The organism is Nostoc sp. NMS2, from assembly GCF_017115105.1.
Lineage (GTDB): Bacteria > Cyanobacteriota > Cyanobacteriia > Cyanobacteriales > Nostocaceae > Nostoc.
Genome location: NZ_JABXKH010000116.1, coordinates 1 through 18,831 on the forward strand (window position 1 = coordinate 1; position 18,831 = coordinate 18,831).

The following is an 18,831-nucleotide window of genomic DNA, read 5'->3' on the forward strand; positions in this document are numbered from 1 at the left end:
TTTACGGACTATAGCCTAGCCACATAAAGCCTTTGATCGTTTTCGGAGATGTCTATTAGAAAATTAGGTTTATCGGCAAGAGCTAGCGATCGCATTCTCAAAGTAGCACGAACTATTGCAGATTTAGCAGGAGATGATCAGCTAAAAACTAGTCATGTGGCGGAAGCAATTCAATATCGCACGATAGATAGAATGCAGTAAAACTATGGAATTACTCCTCAAGAACGCTTAAAAAACTCCTTTGGGAGGATGTCGCTACTCAGACAATAAGTATCAAATATATCAGGAAGTAAGCGATATCCTCTTAGAAGGAGACTGGTTGGATGAATTTGCAGGCGATTTGGAAGTTATTCCAAGAGACATTTAAAGAATGGAGTGAGGATAAAGCCTCACGGTTAGCGGCGGCGTTAGCTTATTACACGATTTTTTCTATTGCACCGTTGCTAATCATTGTAATTGCGATCGCAGGCGCAGTATTTGGAGAGGAGGCGGCAAGGGGTCAAATCGTTGGACAAATTCAAGGTTTAGTAGGGCCAGATGGGGCAGAATTTATCCAAACAGCTATTCAGAATGCAAACAAACCAAAGACAGGAGCGATCGCTTCGATTATTAGTATTGTAGTTCTGCTAGTGGGTGCCACTACTTTATTTACCGAGTTGCAAGATTCACTCAACACGATTTGGGAAGTCAAACCGAAACCCGGACGCGGCGTAACTAACATAATTCGCCTACGCTTTTTGTCCTTTGCAATGATCATAGGTATTGGCTTTTTACTGTTAGTTTCTCTGGTAATTAGTACGGCGTTAGCAGCATTAGTAACATACTTTAGCAACTTGCTACCAGGTGTAGATTTCCTTTGGCAAATTCTCAATTTTCTCCTCTCTTTTGCCATCACTACGTTTCTGTTTGGACTCATTTTTAAAGTCTTACCAGATGTCAAAATTGGTTGGAGTGATGTTTTAGTTGGAGCTATGCTCACCTCCTTTTTATTCTCGATTGGGAGATTTTTATTAGGACAGTATTTAGGCAATGGCAGTTTTGGTTCAACTTATGGTGCTGCTGGTTCACTGGTGGTGATTTTAGCTTGGGTTAACTATGCTGCACAGATTCTTTTCTTCGGCGCTGAATTTACCCAAGTTTATGCTAGAAGGTATGGAAGCGGCATAACCCCAGCTAAACATGCCATCCCTTTATCTGATAACACGGAATATAATGGCAAGGCTCAAACAAGGCAATCTTCCACTAATAAAAAGCCATCTTCTAACTTGATTAATCGCTTGTTCCAGTCTTTCAAAAAGCCCAAGCGCTTAAAACAAAAAAGGAAAAATCCGCGATTTTAATCCCACCATCGAGGGATTACATGTTTGTAACTCTGATAAATATTGAAGTATTTAACCTCTAATAAAAATCAGTTTTATGAAATAACAATACAGACAAATAACCTGATACTGGATTTTTTCCAGAAGTCTATTGAAAAAGGAAGAAAATCAGTGCTAACAGAAAAATGGTTTTTTATCGATTGGCAGGCAATCTTTGTTCCTAGCATCAGCGTAGTTGAGTTGATTATCCGTGGCTCACTAGTATACTTAGCACTGTTCACAGTGTTACGTTTCCTTCCTAGCCGACAACTAGGAACACTAGGAATTACTGATTTACTCGTAGTTGTGCTATTTGCTGAAGCTGCCCAAAATGCGATGGCAAGTAATTATACATCGATTACTGAAGGCGCTATCCTAGTAGGAACTGTGATTTTTTGGAGTTATTTGTTGAACTGGTTAGGCTACAAAATACCTCAGTTCCAACGTTTTATGAATCAGCCACCGCTACTACTGGTAAAAAATGGTCGGATGATTCAGCGTCATTTACAACGAGAGTTAATTACAGACGATGAGTTGATGAGCAAGTTACGTCAGCAAGGTGTGGAATTTTTAGCCGATGTGAAGTTTGCATATATGGAAGCTGACGGTAGGATTAGCATCATCACTTTTGACTCAAAAACTAACTCCGTCTCTGAGCCAAAAGCAGCATTAAAAATTGATCTACATTAATTAAACTGTAAAATATGACGGTTGTATTCTGTGCCGAATTGTGATTGAGCGCTATACTTTGCCCGAAATGGCTAATCTGTGGAGTGAAGCCTATAAACTAAAAACTTGGCTGCAAGTCGAAATTGCTGTTTGTGAGGCTCAAGCTGAACTGGGTTACATTCCATCTCAGGCGGTTGAGGAAATTAAGGCTAAGGCAGATTTTGACCCCAAGCGGGTGTTGGAAATTGAGGCTGTAGTTCGCCACGATGTCATCGCTTTCTTGACAAATGTCAATGAATATGTTGGTGATGCCGGACGCTACATTCACCTGGGTTTAACCAGTTCGGATGTTTTGGATACAGCTTTAGCACTGCAATTGGTTGCCAGCCTGGATCTATTATTGCAAGGTCTGGAAGACTTGATTCAAGTAATTCGCGAAAAAGCACGAGAACATCGTCATACAGTGATGGCTGGCCGATCGCATGGTATTCACGCTGAACCAATTACTTTTGGTTTCAAGCTAGCTGGCTGGTTAGCAGAAGTGTTGCGACACCAAGAACGCTTGAGAATTCTCCGCCAAACGATCGCCGTAGGTAAGATTTCTGGTGCAGTGGGAACTTATGCGAATGTTGAACCCCGTATAGAAGCGATCGCTTGCCAAAAACTCGGACTCCAACCCGATACGGCCTCAACACAAGTTATTTCCCGCGATCGCCACGCCGACTACGTGCAACAATTAGCTTTGGTAGCGGCATCCATCGAACGTTTTGCTGTAGAAATTCGCAATCTCCAAAAAACAGACGTTTTGGAAGTTGAAGAATTCTTCGCCAAAGGTCAAAAAGGCTCCTCAGCCATGCCACACAAACGTAACCCCATCCGTTCGGAACGGCTAACAGGAATGGCACGACTGGTCAGAAGTCATGCCGGTGCAGCCTTAGAAAACGTTGCCCTCTGGCATGAGAGGGATATTTCCCACAGTTCTGTAGAACGGGTGATTTTGCCAGATGCTTGCACTTTGACACATTTTATGTTGTCAGAAATAACCGACTTGGTGAAAAACTTGTTGGTCTATCCTGAGAACATGGAACGAAATCTCAACTGCTACGGCGGCGTTGTGTTCAGCCAAAAAGTGCTACTTGCCTTGATAGACAAGGGAAGCAGCCGTGAAGAAGCTTATGCGATCGTTCAAGAAAGCGCTCACGTCGCTTGGAACAAGCCAGGAGGCAATTTTCAGGACTTAATTAGCAAAGACCCTCGCGTTACCCAAAAGTTGTCCGCAACAGAACTAGAAGTCTGTTTCGACCCCCAGCAACATCTCCAGCATTTAGAAGAAGTTTACCAACGATTAGGAATTTAGGATTAATTGGCTTGTAGTGAGCGCTTAAGCGCTTACTACAAACTTTTGACTCAAAAAATAAACAAATTTGCGTCCTTTGCGGTTCGTTAAAAAAGAATATAAAAATAACAAAAATCTTTAGTATTGCATTGCTGAAGACTGTCTGCTTAATGCTGGAATTATTGCCAGCGCTGGGTAATATACAGTAACAAATACTTACTTATTTATTAATGCTACGAGTGCCTTAATGATTGAAATCCTAGCCACACTTTCTGCCTCTGCCGCAGCAGGAATGAGAATAGGCATACCTTTGCTAATTATTGGACTATTGCAGGGTAGTAACTTATGGTCACAAGTTCCAATTTTATCTCACATTTCCCCACAAATATTATTAGGCTGCCTCACCTTTTGGTCTTTAGTTGAATTACTAGCCTCAAAAAAGCTATGGGGGCAAAGATTACTACAACTAGTTCAGTTATTCATGTCTCCCATAGTGGGGGCAATTATGGGGTTAGCAGTAGCTAATGCCACAGCAACACCAAACTGGTTAATTGCCTGTATTGGGGGTTCCTTAGCTTTAGTACTCCAGCTAGTTCAAGTTGGTTGGTTCTATCGGTTACGTGGCTTACCCTTATGGGCAGTCTTTCTTCAAGATACCTTGTGCATTGCTCTAGTACTTTTTGCCTTTGATGCTCCCTGGCAAGGAGGATTAATTGCTTTAATACTGCTCTGGTTTGCAGTTCGTAGCGCGAAACAGTGGTATGACTGGTATCACTTAGGGAATAGAATAGAGGATAGGACAAAAAAGTACTGAATACTAAGTGCTTTTAACGCTCACAGGACGTTTAGCCCGTGGTAAGTTAATAGTTAGGAATACCGATTAAATAAAGTGCAAAACTAGTGAGATGGTAAAATATTATTTGCTAGTCAAATCACTAATTAACTCAATGAATGAATTATTAAATCGTATTACGCAAATTCCTGGTCAATGTGGGGGTCGTCCTTGCATTCGAGGTATGAGAATTAGAGTTAGCGACATTTTAGAAATGTTAGCAGAAAATGTCACTGTTAGCGAAATTTTAGAAGACTTTCCCGATTTAGAACCAGAAGATATTCAAGCTTGTCTTATCTTTGCTGCACGACGCACTGATTTTGTACGATTGACAGCATGAAGATTTGGATTGATGCACAGTTACCCCCGACATTGGCAAGTTGGGTAACAAATACTTTTGCTATAGAAGCTTTGTCGTTAAGAGATATTGGTTTACGTGACGCTAAGGATATAGAAATTTTTGAGGCTGCAAGAATCGCCAATGTCATCATTATGACGAAAGATAGTGATTTCGTTGACTTGGTTTGTCGGCTAGGGATACCTCCTCAAATTCTTTGGTTGACTTGTGGAAATGTTACTAATCGTAATTTGCGTCAACTTCTGACAATTACTTTGCCTATAGCGCTGGAACAATTAAGTCAAGGAGAAATGATTGTGGAAATTAGCAATTTTCGGTAAACAATTACAATACTTACCTTGATTCTATTTTATCTACAAGCGATGTCTGCGACGGGCTACGCCTACGCACTATTTCAGGCAACCCAAACTCAAGTCATCTATAGATTTTTTAACTAATCGTGGAACATGACTATCAGGAACTTGTTTCACAAAATTCAGAGTATCTTTATATACAGAACATAATTTCTCCGTTTGCCCCAATTTTTCGTATGCAACACCCATCTGCCAAAGAGGTACTATTCTTTGGTAATTAGTATTAAGAAATTCAGAGGGAATTATTGAAGTAGTATTATTACTTATCAACTTATAAACTCGTTCGGCTTCAGTTAAAGACTGTAAGGCTTCCTCGGTTAGCTGTAAACCACGGGAAAAATCTTGAGCGTTATTGTATGCCCAACCCATATAACTCAGAAGTGTAGGTTTGATCACTGGCTTGATCAAATTGGCTACATTTTTGTCCACTCTATCAAGTAAGTTAGATGCTGTGTTTAAAGCTTCTAGAGCCAATTTAGGATCGTTCTGTTCATTGTACAATTCACCAAGTAAAACTAGGAGCGGAATCTCCATCAGACGCATCCCTTTCGATTTTCTGACTAATTTAACGGCTGAAATAGCAGAATTGCAGGATTTAATAGCTTGCTGTATTTGTCCCAATTCTTGATAAATTGTAAAAGCGGACAAATGACTAAAAGTTATTAAAGTAGTATCTTTAGTTTTTTCAGCAATTCTAATAGTTTCTTCTGCTATCGGCAAAGCGTCTTTAAAGTTTTTCTTTTGTAGAAAAGATTGTAAGTCCGAAAAAGATTTAGCCCATTCCTCCTTTTCAGGCGTGTCAATATTTACATCGTCAATATTTACATCATTTATATCAGTAGATAAATCTGCCACTAGCCACTTTCGCTGATATAGAGTGTTTGATTCTACATTTGCCAAGGCAACTTGTGAACCATTTAAGCCAACAACTAGGCTTATTCCTACAGCAATTTGCCAAATCTTGAAACTCATAGCTGATTACTTAGACTATAAAATTAATTTATCAGTTAGGAATAAGAGTTAAATAACATACAATTTATGTCCCTGGTTTACCTCACCCTCAATCCCTCTCCGATATATTGGAGAGGGATCGTGAGACAGGATGAAGCTTTGTATTTTATTTAATCCATGTTCCTTAAGAGTGAGGAGTTTTGTTTATCTCCCTCATCTCCCCATGCCCAATTCCCCTTACTGCAAAAGCCCAATCATGTGCAAGAAGCCGTGACCGGTAATTAACTCTATGATTAAGGCAATAAAGCCTAGCATAGCAATCCGACCATTCCAGACTTCAGCGCTAGTGGTTAGACCCCATTCCCAACGCTCTTGGGGGTACATTTTCACCATTTTTTTCATTTGGGCAGCTTGCGAAAGCTTAAAACTGGGGTTTTTCAGCGCATCCATCACTAAGTCTGCAAGTGCATTAATAAATACTGGATGAGTATTAGGAGCAGGAACGCGGCGGAAGTTGTGAATTCCTGATTCTTCTGCTACTTCCCGATACTCAATATCAATTTCTTGCAGAGTCTCAATATGCTCTGAGACAAAACTGATAGGCACAACAACCAAATCTTTCACGCCTTGTGCGCCTAGTTCTTTGAGCGCATCTTCAGTATAGGGTTGGAGCCATTCTACCGGGCCGACACGACTTTGGTAAGCTAAGGTGTGGGCATTGGGCCGATTGAGGGTCTGCATAATCAGAGCAGTACATTCCTCAATTTCTTGCTGGTAAGGGTCGCCTGCTTCTTCAACGTAGCTTTTAGGAACGCCATGAGCGCTGAAGAATATATGAACCCCGTCTGGATTAGGAAACTGCTCAAGTTCTTGGGCTACGAGTTGCGCCATTGCTTGCAGGTAGCCTGGTTGCTTGTACCAAGAAGGAATAACGGTGTATTCAATGGGCTGAAGTTTTGGATCTTCTTGCCAAAGCTTATCTAAAAGCCGGAAGCTGGAACCACTAGTACTGATAGAAAACTGGGGATATAGTGGTAATATTACCAAGTGTTCTATATTATCTTGGGTAATCTGTGCGATCGCTTCTTCTGTATACGGATGCCAATAACGCATTCCCACGTAGATATCAGCTTCTTGCCCTAAATAAGCCAACTTTTCTTTTAAAGCTTCCCCTTGTGCTTCTGTAATCCGCCGCAATGGGGAACCACCACCAATTTGCTTATAATTCTCTTGAGACGTTCTGGTTCGCCGCGAGGCAATAAACCAGGCTAGGGGTTTTTGCAACCAGCGAAACGGTAGGCGAATGATTTCCGGATCGGAAAATAGGTTATACAAAAACGGCCCAACATCTTCTAGCTTATCAGGGCCACCGAGATTGAGTAATAAGACGCCTACACGACCCATAGCAGTTACTTTCCCCCAATCTTTTCAGATTTTTTACTAATGTTAACAATATATCTTTATTAAATAATAAAGCTTAATAGCAAGGAAATATGCAATGGCAACAATTTTAAGGGATTGGAGTTACCGCTATCAGTGGCTCTATGATGGTATCTCTCGTTTAGCAGCCTTAAGTGTAGGTGGTGAAGCCCGTTTTCGGCAACTTGCTTTGCAAGGCTTAACAATTCACTCAGATACTCAGATTTTAGATTTATGTTGCGGCAGTGGTCAAACAACGCAATTTTTGGTAAAACTTTCACAAAATGTAACAGGATTGGATGCTTCACCCAAGTCTTTGCAACGGGCACAGCTAAATGTACCTGAAGCTTCTTATATCGAAGCTTTTGCCGAGGAGATGCCATTTGCAGATAATCTGTTTGATGTGGTGCATACCAGCGTTGCATTACATGAGATGCAGCCTCAGCAATTACGAAAAATTATTAATGAAGTTTATCGAGTGCTGAAGCCAGGAGGAGTGTTTACACTGGTGGATTTTCACGCTCCGACAAATCCGATATTTTGGCCTGGGATATCACTGTTTTTGTTGTTGTTTGAGACGGAAACAGCTTGGCAATTGTTGAAAACTGATTTGGCTGGATTGTTAACTGAGACTGGATTTGATGTGAGTAAGCCAATTTTATATTCAGGTGGTAGTTTGCAAGTGATACAGGCAAAGAAGTGAGACACCAATGAAAAGGAGTCAGAAGTCAGAATCCAGGAGCGGAGCCGTAGGCATTATTCTGGCGACTGACGCATATATTATTCTTCTGAAGCGTAGTTATTGCAGCATCTGTAATGAGTTTTATTACTTAGGATGGTTTCGGGTTAAATAAAGTTGTATTTAAAATTACAGGAAATGAAAAACTAGATTTGTGGGGAATTAATTTTCCCCTGCTTTTAAGGAGTAATAATGGTTTTAAGTCAATATAAACGTGTTGTAGGCGTATTTACTCATCGTCGAGATGCAGAACAGGCACTACATGAGTTGAGAGATTCTGGCTTGTCGATGGAAAAAGTATCTGTGGTTGTACAGAATGCAGACCGCAATCATGAAATTACCGAGGATGAAATTAAAGAGCGCACTGGTGACAAAGCCGACGAAGGCGCAACAGTAGGAGGGCTTTCAGGGGGCGCTGTTGGTGGGTTGACTGGTTTATTAGTAGGTCTTGGGACTTTAGCAATTCCTGGAGTTGGGCCAATAATGCTGGCTGGTGCGGCTGCAACTGCTTTGGTTACAACCCTTGTTGGTGCAAGTATTGGTGCTGCTACTGGGACTTTTGCTGGTGCATTAGTTGGTTGGGGAATATCTGAAGAGCAAGCTAAAGCATATAACGAGCGAGTAGAGCATGGACACTATTTCATAATCGTGGATTGTACATCTTTTGAACTTGCTAAAGTAGAAGCAATTCTACACCGTTGGGGTATTGAAGAGTTTGGCATTTATGAGCCTATAAGTAGTGAGCAATTACCGACAAATTCTGCTACTACTATTTCTAATAAAAGGGGGATTTTGAGTAAGTATGCTATTAGTTGTTTTGATAGCATAGATAATGCTAAAGCCGCAATTAACGATATGTATGTAGCAGGATTTTCAGCAAATCAGATGTCTTTAATTTGCAAAGACTTTTCTCAATTGATTGGGTTAAGTGGTATTAATTTAAGTCAGCGCTTTGACGCTATGAGGCTAGGAATAGCAGATGAATGGGCACGTTTTTACAACGAGCAAATTGCTCAAGGCAATTACATACTCATCCTTAGTGGCACAGACAAAGAGCTTGAGCAGGCTAGCTTGATTGTGGGCAATTATGGGGTTCAGGAATGTCAAATTTATGACCCAATGTTAATCCGTTCTTGAAAGCTAGTACCGGAAATCTTAGCTCGACTTTATGGGAGCATCCCGTTTTGGCAGATCGCCCTCAGACTAGAAGTCTGGGGCTATACAAACTAAACCCGCCTGCGCGGGTTTCAGAGAGTCCGCGTAGGCGGACTTCGTTTGTGTCGCCGCGTAAGGACTGACAAAAAAAACATCCCAAATTTTATTGTGGGGTTGGCATCCTCTGCCGTCCCATATTCAGGGCGGGCGGGATGTTCACCCCACAAGATGGATATTTCTTGGAAGTCCCTAAATTACTTTATCTAAATTTCTGTGGAGTTTAGATGAAGTAATTAATAGCCTTCTATCGTATAACCAGCAGATTGAACTATCTGTTTAATCGACTCTTCAGAAGCTGCAGTTTCTACAGTTACGGTTTTAGTATCAACGTTCACATCTACTTTTGCATCAGATTCCATAGTCTGAATAGATTTAGTTATTTTCTTGGCGCACTCATCACCTTTAATATTCGGAACTTTCAATTTAATTGCCATTACTTACCTCAGAGAGTCAACTTTAATTTATATTTCATAAATATAATAACGGTTGAGACAATGAGGAAACATCCTACTATAGTGAGGGAATTGAGCATCCCCAAGATAGTAATCAATAATAGCTAGACTTAAATTATTTATGAAAAATTTTGTAGGTAGTGAAACGAAATAAAATGCTAAAACATATAAACTTATTTATGAAAATTTACTGAGTACCACTAACTTCTAAAAACCCGCTTTTTTAGTTTGTTATAAAGACTCCACTAGACATTGCAGATTCTCCTATAGGCGCTCTTGTTGTTTTCGCAGCACTACCTGAACATACAAGTGTCTATACGTAATTCACGAAACCTTTTTATCTGTAGTTTTTAACTTATTTCTATACTATAGATACTTCTACCCAACTTTCACAGCATATATATATTCAAAAAACAGCTATCTTAAGGTTGAAGAAGAATTCAGAAGCCAGAATGGGCTAAACGCCCCGCTATCGCTAACAGGAGCGGAGCCGGAGACGCTCCGCCTCCGGTCATAATCAAGACGAGACGCTGCGAAGCACCGCTTTTTTTGGTCAGAATACCTTTCCTGTATTCTGACTCCTGAATTCTGTTCGATAAATATCGGGCTACATATTTTTTTTGAGTTCGTGCATACTTCTCACAACCTTTGTGACTAGATTTCTGGGTGTAAATCTGACGCTTTCGGTCAATATTTTATTTCTCATTCCAGGAACAACAACAGTTTTATTTTTCATTAAGCCCCGATAACCAATCTTAGCAACGGTTTCCGTATCCATCATTCTGTTAACGCTAGCAATCTTGGAATCTTCCATTGCAGCAGTTTGTTGAAATTTCGATGCTGTTGGCCCGGGACAAAGAACAGTCACGCTAACGCCAGTACCCTCTAATTCATTAGCAATAGCTTCTGAAAATGATAAGACATAGGCTTTAGTAGCAAAATAAACTGCCATTAAAGGCCCTGGTTGAAAAGCTGCTGCTGAGGCGACATTTAATATTTTTCCATAGTCTTGCTCGACCATATCCTTGAGAAATAACTTTGTTAAATGAGTCAAAGTCACCATATTTACCTGAAGCATTTGCAGTTCAAGGCTGAGGTCTGTTTCGGTAAATGCTCCATAAGTACCAAAGCCAGCATTATTAACCAGCACATCAATTTTGATAGATTCTTGCTGGAGTTCGGTAAAAATTTCTTCTGGAGATGTTGGGATAGATAAATCCTTAGTCAAAATTTTCACAAAAATATCAAATTTTTGCGGAAATTCATTTATGATTTCTGTAAGTTTTTGTTCATTCTTATCCACTAACACCAGATTATAACCATGACGAGCAAAAATCTGGGTTAATTGATAACCTATCCCACTAGCAGATCCTGTAATTAGAGCAGTTTTTTTTTGCCGACTTTCAGATGTTTTATTCATGCTAGAAAAATGGCGAATGTGAATTAATTAATTTAAGTTTCATAAATTTAGCTACAGCAATATATAATGTTTACTGTAGCTATTTTTATGCAGACAAAAAATGATGCTATCCACCTGAAATGAGTATGCTTTAATCAAGCATAAGAGGCGTAAATATAAAAATCTGTATCTATATAAACAAGAACAAAAATATTTAAAATCGTCATCAGAATTCAGCACTCAGAAGTCAGAATTTAGAAAAAATCCAGTATACTTGGTATATTTATTCTCAAATTTTCTCCTGATTCTTTAACTATTCTGACTCCTGAATTCTTACATATCATCATTAATGTCACAACCTAATTTCGTTACTATAACTGATGTGCAAGCAGCACAAGAGCGAATTTTGGGAATTGCCCATCGCACGCCTGTGCTAACTTCTAGAATTATTAACGATCGCACCAATAGCCAAGTATTCTTTAAATGCGAAAACTTTCAACGCACGGGGGCATTTAAATTTAGAGGGGCGTACAATGCCTTAGCGCAACTATGGGTAGCACAAAAACAAACAGGCGTTCTCACCTATTCATCAGGAAATCATGCCCAAGCGATCGCTTTAGCTGGACAATTACTCAATATTCCCACCACTATTGTCATCCCTGATGATGCACCCATTGTCAAACAAACTGCTACTCGTGGCTATGGTGCAGAGATAATTTTATACGATCGCCAAGAAACAAACCGAGAAGAATTAGCCCAAAATCTAGCAGATAATCGCTCTCTCACACTTATTCCCCCTTACGATCATCCCCATGTAATCGCTGGACAGGGGACAACTGCTTTAGAACTGATTCAAGAAGTTGGTGAATTGGACTTACTATTAGTTTGTTGTGGCGGTGGCGGATTACTTTCAGGATGTGCGATCGCAGCCAAGTCACTTTTACCCAATTGTAAAGTAATCGGGGTAGAACCAGCACTTGCCGACGATGCTACCCGCTCTTTTCACACCAAAACCCTGCAAACTGTCAAGAATCCTAATACCATCGCCGATGGTGCGCGGACTCCTAGCCTTGGTAAAATTACTTTCCCCTTAGTGCTGCATTACGTCGATGATATGGTGACGGTATCTGAAGAAGCAATTCTTCGCACCATGTTTTTCTTATGGGAACGTCTGAAAATTGTCGTTGAACCTACCGGAGTACTTGCAGCAGCAGCTTTACTTGAAGGTGTGGTGACAGCACCAGAGTCGAGGATTGGTGTCATCATCAGTGGTGGAAATGTCGATTTGACGCAAGTTGGTAAATTGTTTTCTGGTGGATTGTAAGGTTTGGGCGAGTGAAGGGGAGTAGGGGGCAGGGAGCAGGGGAGCAGGGGAGCAGGGGGCAGGGGGCAGGGGAGAAAAACCACCCACAAGGGGTGGGGCAACTCTTGGAGATACTGCACGAACAACCTCTCGGCATATTTGGAGCAAGGGCGCTTTTGCCCACAAAGGGCAAGGTTTGTACCTTTTCTTCTCCCCCTGCCCCCTGCCCCCTGCCCCCTGCCTCTTATCAACATATCAATTGGGTTTCCCCGATATTTTTAATTCTTCTGGGGAATCACCTCAGCACTGGGTGTAGGTGTAGATTCAGGTGTGGGGGTTTCTGTGGGAGTAGGTGTAGGTTCAGGCGTGGATGTTTCCGTGGGTGTAGACGTTGGCGTAGGTGTTGGCAATGGGGGAGGAGTGGGATTTTCTGCTGTAATGGTGAGTTCATAGTCTACTGGTTTCGATGCTGTGGAAACCACGACAAACTCGTAAAATCCGTTTTCTGGTAATTTAGTTGATAAACTGCGCTTGGTAGAATCTTCTAAAAATTGGATTTTGCCAGAGGGTGAATAAACTGATAACAAAACTTGGGAATTTGCTTGTAGTTTCAATTCTAGAGATTGATTTTTAGCAAGTCCAGCAATGAATACTTTGCCACTACCAGGTTCAAGATTACCACTGACTGTTTTGCCAGTAGCGCCCGGATCAAAGACAAGTTTCTGGAAAGCGCTACCAGCGAGAATCGCACTGAGTTTATCGCTAACAAAACCGTACCAAACTTGTCCAATGGGCTGATCTCGGAAATTTTTACCACGTTGTTCAGGGAATACACTTAAAAATGCAGAGTCGCCCAAATCATATAAAGAACGACTACCAACGTTGATTTTATTGACTTCCACTTTCCAACGATCGCGTTCAGCAGTTGTATAAGTTCCCAGTTGTCGGCGGGTGTTAGAACTGAGGGGTGCTAGTTTTTCGAGCAATTCTGACGCTGTTTTATCCCATTCTGCCCGCAAACTCTCATCTTCAGTCCCATCGCTGAGAGTGCGTCCTCTTAAACTGGGGTTTCTGTCCCAAAAAACTTGATTCACCAAGTTCACGTAGAAGTTAGAGTTAATTCCCAACTGTTGACGGCGATCGCTTAATTTTTCTTTGCGTTGCCGTTCTGCTGGTGAATATTGCGCTAAAGGATCGGTTGGTTGGTTACTGGTTGGAATTGGGCTGGCTGTGGGATTAGGTTGAACTTCCCCGATATCGTTGCGGCTGCTATTCACTCCCCACCAAATTAATCCAACACTACCAGCTACCGCCGTTGCTACTAGGAAGGTTTTTGTTGGTGTCCACCAGGAGGGAGGAGGGGATGAGGGGGATGAGGAGTATGGGGGAGGGGGGGAGACGGCGACGGTGGCGGATGTGGGTTGTGGTGGGGTGGGATATTGAGTTGGGGGATAGTTAGGTGGGGGCGGGTTGAGGGCTTCGATTACTTGACGAACTGATTGATAGCGATCGCTTGGTCTGGCAGATAGCATTTTATCTAATACCTGTGCCAAAATCGGACTCACGTTTACTTCCCGTCGCCACTGCCAGGTAAGATTATAGGTATCAATTAATTCTTGTGGCTGTTTCCCTGTCAGTAAAACCAACATTGTTGCGGCCAAAGCATATAAGTCGCTGTGGGGAGATACTAACCCAGTTTGCATCTGTTCTGGGGGTGCAAATCCTACTTTACCTAATAGGGTTGGTGATGGGGAAGATGCAACCATACCGGGTTGGTAATATTCGGAAGCTACAGTTGCTACTACTTGTTTGACACCGCCAAAATCAATTAAAACTGGCAGTTTGTCAACAGTGCGAAGCATTAAGTTATCTGGAGAAATATCTCGATGAATTACTCCTAGTGAGTGGATGTATTCCAACACTGGCAAAATTTGCTGCAATAATTGGCGTACTTCTGCTTCTGTAAAGCGCAAACCCTGTTGTAACCGGGTATTTAACAAAGAATTGTAAGTTTCCCCTTCTACATAATCTTGCACCAAAAACAGATATTCTTTGCCCCCTAAGTTGAGCCGCAGCAGTTCCCGAAAGCGGGGAATTTGGGGATGTTGCAGTTTATAGAGAACACTCGCTTCTCTCTCAAACAGTTCTTCTGCTTTTTGAACAACGTAAGCGGTTTGAACTTGGGGGGAAAATTCTTTTAAAACACAAAGTTCGCGGAAACGGTTGACATCTTCGGCTAAATAAGTGCGTCCAAAGCCACCTTGGCCAATTTGACGCACAATTATATAGCGATCGCCTAAACTTAGTCCCGGTTGGATACTATAACTCATGGATGCACCCGACAATTTTTCACCACACTGGAGACAAAAGCGACTACTTGGGGAATTTTCATGTCCTTTATAACAATATATTTTGGTCATTTGTCATTGGTCATTTGTCATTTGTCATTAGTTAACACGATATGCAACTTATCCTTAAAACCCCTCTCCAAACCTCTCCCCCACAGGGAGAGAGGCTTTGATTCTTGCTCCCCTTCCCTTGTAGGGAAGGGGTTGGGGGTTAGGTCTGAGAGAAAGTTGCACACAGCCTTAGTTATTAGTTATTAGTAACTTTTCCCCAGTCTCCAGTCGCCAGTCTCCTTAGTTACCAGATTGTACTTTACTGACTCGATCGGCTGCGATCGCATACCAAATTTGACCAAAAGTCTTTTGATTCAGTTTCCCACGCTCCTGACCAGGAAACAACCGATCAAATTTTTCATTTGTGTCTTTGTTCAGTTGCTCAATTGTATAGTTCCCCAATTGGCCGGATCGCGCTTGTCGTCTCCATGTATCGTAATCTTTTTGACTATATTTACCTAATTTCCGACGAGCTTCTGTACTGAGATTTGCCTGTTCTATTTTATTCAATAAATCGTCAGCCATACCAGACCATTCATCTCGTAAACCAGCGTCTTCAGGTTTAGATGTCAGGCTACGTCCCTTTAATTCTGGTTTTTTAGTATAAAATAAATCATCTACGAAGGGAATAAAAAATCCTTCAGTAATTTCTAGCTGTTGGCGACGACTGATAATTTCTTGGAGATTAGGGTTTTTTCCTTTGTCGCTGTCTGGCTTACCGCTTGGGAACTGGGGAATTTGCGGTAATGAAATTGATGGGATAGTGATTGAAGATACGCTCCGAATGACTGCATTTACTACCCCCCAAGCACCTGCGCCGGTTAAGACAACTAAAGCTGTTCCTCCTAAACTCATCATAAAAGGACGAATCCAAAGAGGGAAAGATATCGGTTTCGCGATGGCTTGCGTTCTGTTCTGGAATCTACTCACAATGGCACTGGCGCGTTGTCTTCCCGGAGCAACTACCATCGTCTTAATCTTGGTGGTAATATAATTGCCAGTTGATTTAGTTGCACTTGACGATGGTAAATCTTTGAGGATTTGCTCGGCTCTTTGGTAGCGATCGCTCGGTTTATAAGCCACCATCTTTTTTAACACTGCTTCTAATTGGGGACTAACTCGGATTTTTTTTCCCCAACCCCAAATTCCCTGATAACTGTCGTATAATTTTTGCGGTTCTTGACCTGTCACCAACACCAGTGATGTCACAGCCAAAGAGTACAAATCACTACTAAAAAACGCTTTCCCCTGCCTTAGCTGTTCTTCTGGAGCGTAGCCTTTTTTACCCAGTAAAGTATTATTTCCCACCAACTTAGTCTGCCAAAAACCTTGAGAAGCTGGCAATTGCTTGACACCACCAAAATCAATCAGCACGGGTAGATTATCAGAACGCCGCCAAATTAAATTATCAGGAGAGATATCACGGTGAACAACATCTTGTGAGTGGATGTAGGCTAATACAGGTAAAATCTGTTGCAGTAGGGTGATTACTTCCTCTTCACTAAAAGTCTTTCCTTGGCTCTCGCGTTGTTCTAATAATTGGTAGTAATTGTCCCCATCCACATAATCTTGTACTAGAAAGAAAAAATCTTTAGTACCTATTTTCACTTGTAACGAGGCGTGAAAACGCGGAATCTGTGGATGCTGGAGTTTTTTTAGAACATTGGCTTCTCGCTCAAATAACTCTTTAGCTTTTTGTAAATCTTGATGTTCTTGTACTTGGGGTGCAAATTCCTTCAGCACACAGGTTCGATGGGATTGACTTATATCCTCCGCCAAATAGGTGCGTCCAAAGCCGCCCTGCCCTAAATGACGGATAATTTGATAGCGATTATCCACAACCTGTCCCACAGCAAGAGGTAATGGCTCACCACAATGGGTACAAAAGCGGTTACTACCAGTATTTGTGTGTTGTTTACTGCAATAGAGTTGCATGGTGCTGAAGGATAAATTAATGTTTTATTGAATGACTACAACGTGCATACCCTCATTTTCGGATATCCTACGAATTACGAATTACGAATTACGAATTACGAATTATTTTAACGGTGTTGGTTCTACTTGAGGATAAACAACAAGCGTTATGAACCCCAAATCAAGACAGCAGCAAGTAATTAAAGCATTTGAAGATTTTTTGTCTACCCCCCTAGAAACGATACTGCAAAGACATCTCAACCCTCAAACTTCGGCATTGAGTTTATTTCACGATGTGGCGGTTAATGTACCAGCCTACAAGGAATTTTTAGCAGAAAGGGAAATTAATCCCGCGACTATTCAAACCTTGGAGGAGTTTCAAAAACTCCCAGCGATCGCTAAACAAAATTATATACTGCGTTATCCCTTAGCTGACTTGTGCCGCAACGGACAACTAGAAGCGTGCGACATGATAGCTGCTTCATCAGGTTCTAGTGGTAAACCGACATTTTGGCCTCGTTTTTTCACAGATGAACTCCAAATCGCCACACGCTTTGAACAGATTTTTCACGATAGTTTCTATACAGATACCAGACGTACCCTAGCAGTGATTTGTTTCACTTTGGGCACTTGGGTAGGTGGAATGTTTACTACTAATTGCTGTCGTTATCTTGCTAGCAAAGGTTATCCCATCACCGTAATTACTCCTGGTAACAACAAAGAAGAAATCTTGCGAGTTGTTCAAGAACTAGGTTCAGCATTTGAACAAGTGGTGTTATTGGGATACCCGCCATTTTTAAAAGATGTGATTGATACTGGTATCGCCCGTGGTGTGGAGTGGCAGCAATATCAGATTAAATTAGTGATGGCGGGAGAAGTATTTAGTGAAGAATGGCGGAGTTTAGTTGGTGAAAGAGTTGGTTCGCGAAATTCTTGCTATGATTTTGCATCACTTTACGGCACTGCGGATGCGGGAGTTTTGGGTAATGAAACCCCGTTAAGTATCTGCATTCGCCGTTTTTTGGCAATAAATCCCGATGCCGCTAGAGCTTTATTTGGAGAATCGCGCTTACCCACGCTAGTACAATACGATCCCTTCACTCGCTTTTTTGAAGTTCACGATGGCGGATTGTTATTTTCAGGAGATAACGGTATTCCCTTAGTGCGTTATGACATTTTAGATACTGGCGGGATAATTAGTTATGATGCCATGCTGCAATTTTTAGCAGAATGGGGGTTTAATCCGCTCGAAAATCTGCGTTCTGATACTCAAGAATCACCTAGAGGTATTCATCAGCTACCTTTCGTTTATGTATTCGGCCGTTCTAACTTTACAGTTTCTTACTTTGGCGCAAATATCTATCCAGAAAATGTGACGGTGGGATTAGAACAACCAGGAATTCCCGAATGGGTGACGGGTAAATTTGTGTTGCAGGTGAAGGAAGATGCAGATAAGAACCGATTTTTATCTGTGGTTGTGGAGTTAGGAGCAGGGGTAGAGGGTAGTGAAGAGCGAAGAGAAGCGATCGCATCTTCTATTCTTTCACAACTGCTACGGCTAAATAGCGAGTTTGCTAATTATGTTCCGGCAGAATATCAAACACCACAGGTTACATTAGCGCCAATGGGTGATTTTGAATATTTCCCTATTGGGGTGAAACATCGTTATACCCGCCAAAATAATTCGTAATTGATAATTCGTAATTCGTAATTGTTAGCCCACGACTAAAGTCGTGGGCTTGAAAAAAAGAATTATATTTTTTATCTCCATCAATAAATTGAGAGGCTTGTACCATTAATTAAGAATTACGAATTACGAATTAGTATAATTCTCCATCTTTCACTTTCTCTTGTTGATGCCAAGCTTGATAAAAAGCCGGATAGGGCATACTTTGGGCGTACTTCCAGATAACTTGGTAGCAATGATCAAATTGCTCAAAGTCATTTTTGTAAGTTTCAGGTGATAAGTAATTCTTCAACACGGTGACAACGCTCGGCATCTGCTCCTCTAACAGAATTTTCTCTAAGCTTTTTGCTGCTTGCCATCGGATAGAATGATCCATCTGTAGTTTGCCGATTCAGCAATTCCAAATTCAAAAATTTAAGAGGAATCAGTCGTCGGAGAGAGTGGTGA

At 41.4% G+C, this 18,831-nt stretch carries 17 protein-coding genes and 1 pseudogene; 11 read left to right on the forward strand and 7 right to left on the reverse strand.

The window, feature by feature from the left end; translation table 11 throughout:
- Positions 1-45: 45 nt before the first annotated feature.
- The 7 genes and pseudogenes from HWQ36_RS20940 to HWQ36_RS20970 all read left to right on the forward strand — a co-directional run.
- Positions 46-201 (forward strand): annotated as a pseudogene (locus HWQ36_RS20940) (magnesium chelatase); the annotation flags it as partial.
- Between the two features lie 122 nt (positions 202-323).
- Positions 324-1,340, forward strand: a complete 1,017-nt coding sequence (locus tag HWQ36_RS20945) for a YihY/virulence factor BrkB family protein (protein ID WP_292706052.1) — start codon at positions 324-326, stop codon at positions 1,338-1,340.
- A 150-nt stretch (positions 1,341-1,490) separates the two neighbouring features.
- Positions 1,491-2,048: a DUF421 domain-containing protein gene (locus tag HWQ36_RS20950; RefSeq protein WP_292706054.1), complete on the forward strand. Its 558-nt coding sequence runs from the start codon at positions 1,491-1,493 to the stop codon at positions 2,046-2,048.
- 40 nt (positions 2,049-2,088) lie between these two features.
- Complete coding sequence (gene purB / locus HWQ36_RS20955; protein WP_292706057.1) at positions 2,089-3,384, forward strand: adenylosuccinate lyase; 1,296 nt, start codon at positions 2,089-2,091, stop codon at positions 3,382-3,384.
- Between the two features lie 226 nt (positions 3,385-3,610).
- Positions 3,611-4,177 (forward strand): DUF4126 domain-containing protein, encoded by a 567-nt coding sequence (locus HWQ36_RS20960; RefSeq protein WP_292706060.1) that lies wholly within the window; start codon positions 3,611-3,613, stop codon positions 4,175-4,177.
- 133 nt (positions 4,178-4,310) lie between these two features.
- Positions 4,311-4,535, forward strand: a complete 225-nt coding sequence (locus HWQ36_RS20965; RefSeq protein ID WP_292706063.1) for a DUF433 domain-containing protein — start codon at positions 4,311-4,313, stop codon at positions 4,533-4,535.
- Complete coding sequence (locus HWQ36_RS20970; RefSeq protein WP_292706065.1) at positions 4,532-4,873, forward strand: DUF5615 family PIN-like protein; 342 nt, start codon at positions 4,532-4,534, stop codon at positions 4,871-4,873. The genes HWQ36_RS20965 and HWQ36_RS20970 overlap by 4 nt, the downstream gene beginning before the upstream one ends.
- Positions 4,874-4,942: 69 nt before the next feature.
- Here HWQ36_RS20970 and HWQ36_RS20975 read toward each other — a convergent pair whose 3' ends face one another.
- A complete protein-coding gene (locus HWQ36_RS20975; protein WP_292706068.1) occupies positions 4,943-5,878 on the reverse strand; it encodes a hypothetical protein in 936 nt (311 codons plus the stop codon).
- A gap of 216 nt (positions 5,879-6,094) precedes the next feature.
- A complete protein-coding gene (hemH, locus tag HWQ36_RS20980; protein WP_292706071.1) occupies positions 6,095-7,261 on the reverse strand; it encodes a ferrochelatase in 1,167 nt (388 codons plus the stop codon).
- A gap of 94 nt (positions 7,262-7,355) precedes the next feature.
- Here hemH and HWQ36_RS20985 point away from each other — a divergent pair, with 94 nt between their 5' ends.
- Positions 7,356-7,979: a class I SAM-dependent methyltransferase gene (locus HWQ36_RS20985; RefSeq protein WP_292706075.1), complete on the forward strand. Its 624-nt coding sequence runs from the start codon at positions 7,356-7,358 to the stop codon at positions 7,977-7,979.
- Positions 7,980-8,207: 228 nt separating this feature from the next.
- Entirely contained in the window at positions 8,208-9,152 is a 945-nt protein-coding gene (locus tag HWQ36_RS20990; RefSeq protein ID WP_292706079.1) for a general stress protein, read from the forward strand.
- Between the two features lie 311 nt (positions 9,153-9,463).
- Here the strand turns inward: HWQ36_RS20990 and HWQ36_RS20995 are convergent, their stop codons facing one another.
- Positions 9,464-9,664: a heavy-metal-associated domain-containing protein gene (locus HWQ36_RS20995; protein WP_292706083.1), complete on the reverse strand. Its 201-nt coding sequence runs from the start codon at positions 9,662-9,664 to the stop codon at positions 9,464-9,466.
- 625 nt (positions 9,665-10,289) lie between these two features.
- Positions 10,290-11,102, reverse strand: a complete 813-nt coding sequence (locus HWQ36_RS21000; protein WP_292706086.1) for an SDR family oxidoreductase — start codon at positions 11,100-11,102, stop codon at positions 10,290-10,292.
- Between the two features lie 328 nt (positions 11,103-11,430).
- Between HWQ36_RS21000 and HWQ36_RS21005 the strand changes: the two genes are divergently transcribed.
- Positions 11,431-12,405: a threo-3-hydroxy-L-aspartate ammonia-lyase gene (locus tag HWQ36_RS21005; protein WP_292706089.1), complete on the forward strand. Its 975-nt coding sequence runs from the start codon at positions 11,431-11,433 to the stop codon at positions 12,403-12,405.
- Positions 12,406-12,662: 257 nt separating this feature from the next.
- Here HWQ36_RS21005 and HWQ36_RS21010 read toward each other — a convergent pair whose 3' ends face one another.
- Positions 12,663-14,804, reverse strand: a complete 2,142-nt coding sequence (locus HWQ36_RS21010; protein ID WP_292706092.1) for a serine/threonine-protein kinase — start codon at positions 14,802-14,804, stop codon at positions 12,663-12,665.
- Positions 14,805-15,023: 219 nt separating this feature from the next.
- A complete protein-coding gene (locus HWQ36_RS21015; RefSeq protein WP_292706096.1) occupies positions 15,024-16,718 on the reverse strand; it encodes a serine/threonine-protein kinase in 1,695 nt (564 codons plus the stop codon).
- A gap of 148 nt (positions 16,719-16,866) precedes the next feature.
- On the opposite strand from HWQ36_RS21015, the gene HWQ36_RS21020 reads away from it, so the two are divergent.
- A complete protein-coding gene (locus HWQ36_RS21020) occupies positions 16,867-18,387 on the forward strand; it encodes a phenylacetate--CoA ligase family protein (protein ID WP_292706099.1) in 1,521 nt (506 codons plus the stop codon).
- 130 nt (positions 18,388-18,517) lie between these two features.
- On the opposite strand, the gene HWQ36_RS21025 is transcribed toward HWQ36_RS21020, so the two are convergent.
- Positions 18,518-18,760 (reverse strand): hypothetical protein, encoded by a 243-nt coding sequence (locus HWQ36_RS21025; RefSeq protein WP_292706103.1) that lies wholly within the window; start codon positions 18,758-18,760, stop codon positions 18,518-18,520.
- Positions 18,761-18,831 lie beyond the last annotated feature (71 nt).

Excerpts from the sequence above, each read along its gene's own strand:
- HWQ36_RS21010 (WP_292706092.1), bottom strand. The coding sequence starts at position 14,804 with ATGACCAAAATATATTGTTATAAAGGACATGAAAATTCCCCAAGTAGT.
- HWQ36_RS21015 (WP_292706096.1), bottom strand. The coding sequence starts at position 16,718 with ATGCAACTCTATTGCAGTAAACAACACACAAATACTGGTAGTAACCGC.
- HWQ36_RS21020 (WP_292706099.1), top strand. The coding sequence starts at position 16,867 with ATGAACCCCAAATCAAGACAGCAGCAAGTAATTAAAGCATTTGAAGAT.
- HWQ36_RS20965 (WP_292706063.1), top strand. The coding sequence starts at position 4,311 with ATGAATGAATTATTAAATCGTATTACGCAAATTCCTGGTCAATGTGGG.
- HWQ36_RS21005 (WP_292706089.1), top strand. The coding sequence starts at position 11,431 with ATGTCACAACCTAATTTCGTTACTATAACTGATGTGCAAGCAGCACAA.
- HWQ36_RS20995 (WP_292706083.1), bottom strand. The coding sequence starts at position 9,664 with ATGGCAATTAAATTGAAAGTTCCGAATATTAAAGGTGATGAGTGCGCC.
- HWQ36_RS20960 (WP_292706060.1), top strand. The coding sequence starts at position 3,611 with ATGATTGAAATCCTAGCCACACTTTCTGCCTCTGCCGCAGCAGGAATG.
- hemH (WP_292706071.1), bottom strand. The coding sequence starts at position 7,261 with ATGGGTCGTGTAGGCGTCTTATTACTCAATCTCGGTGGCCCTGATAAG.
- HWQ36_RS21025 (WP_292706103.1), bottom strand. The coding sequence starts at position 18,760 with ATGGATCATTCTATCCGATGGCAAGCAGCAAAAAGCTTAGAGAAAATT.
- HWQ36_RS20970 (WP_292706065.1), top strand. The coding sequence starts at position 4,532 with ATGAAGATTTGGATTGATGCACAGTTACCCCCGACATTGGCAAGTTGG.
- HWQ36_RS20985 (WP_292706075.1), top strand. The coding sequence starts at position 7,356 with ATGGCAACAATTTTAAGGGATTGGAGTTACCGCTATCAGTGGCTCTAT.
- HWQ36_RS20975 (WP_292706068.1), bottom strand. The coding sequence starts at position 5,878 with ATGAGTTTCAAGATTTGGCAAATTGCTGTAGGAATAAGCCTAGTTGTT.
- HWQ36_RS20990 (WP_292706079.1), top strand. The coding sequence starts at position 8,208 with ATGGTTTTAAGTCAATATAAACGTGTTGTAGGCGTATTTACTCATCGT.
- HWQ36_RS21000 (WP_292706086.1), bottom strand. The coding sequence starts at position 11,102 with ATGAATAAAACATCTGAAAGTCGGCAAAAAAAAACTGCTCTAATTACA.
- HWQ36_RS20945 (WP_292706052.1), top strand. The coding sequence starts at position 324 with ATGAATTTGCAGGCGATTTGGAAGTTATTCCAAGAGACATTTAAAGAA.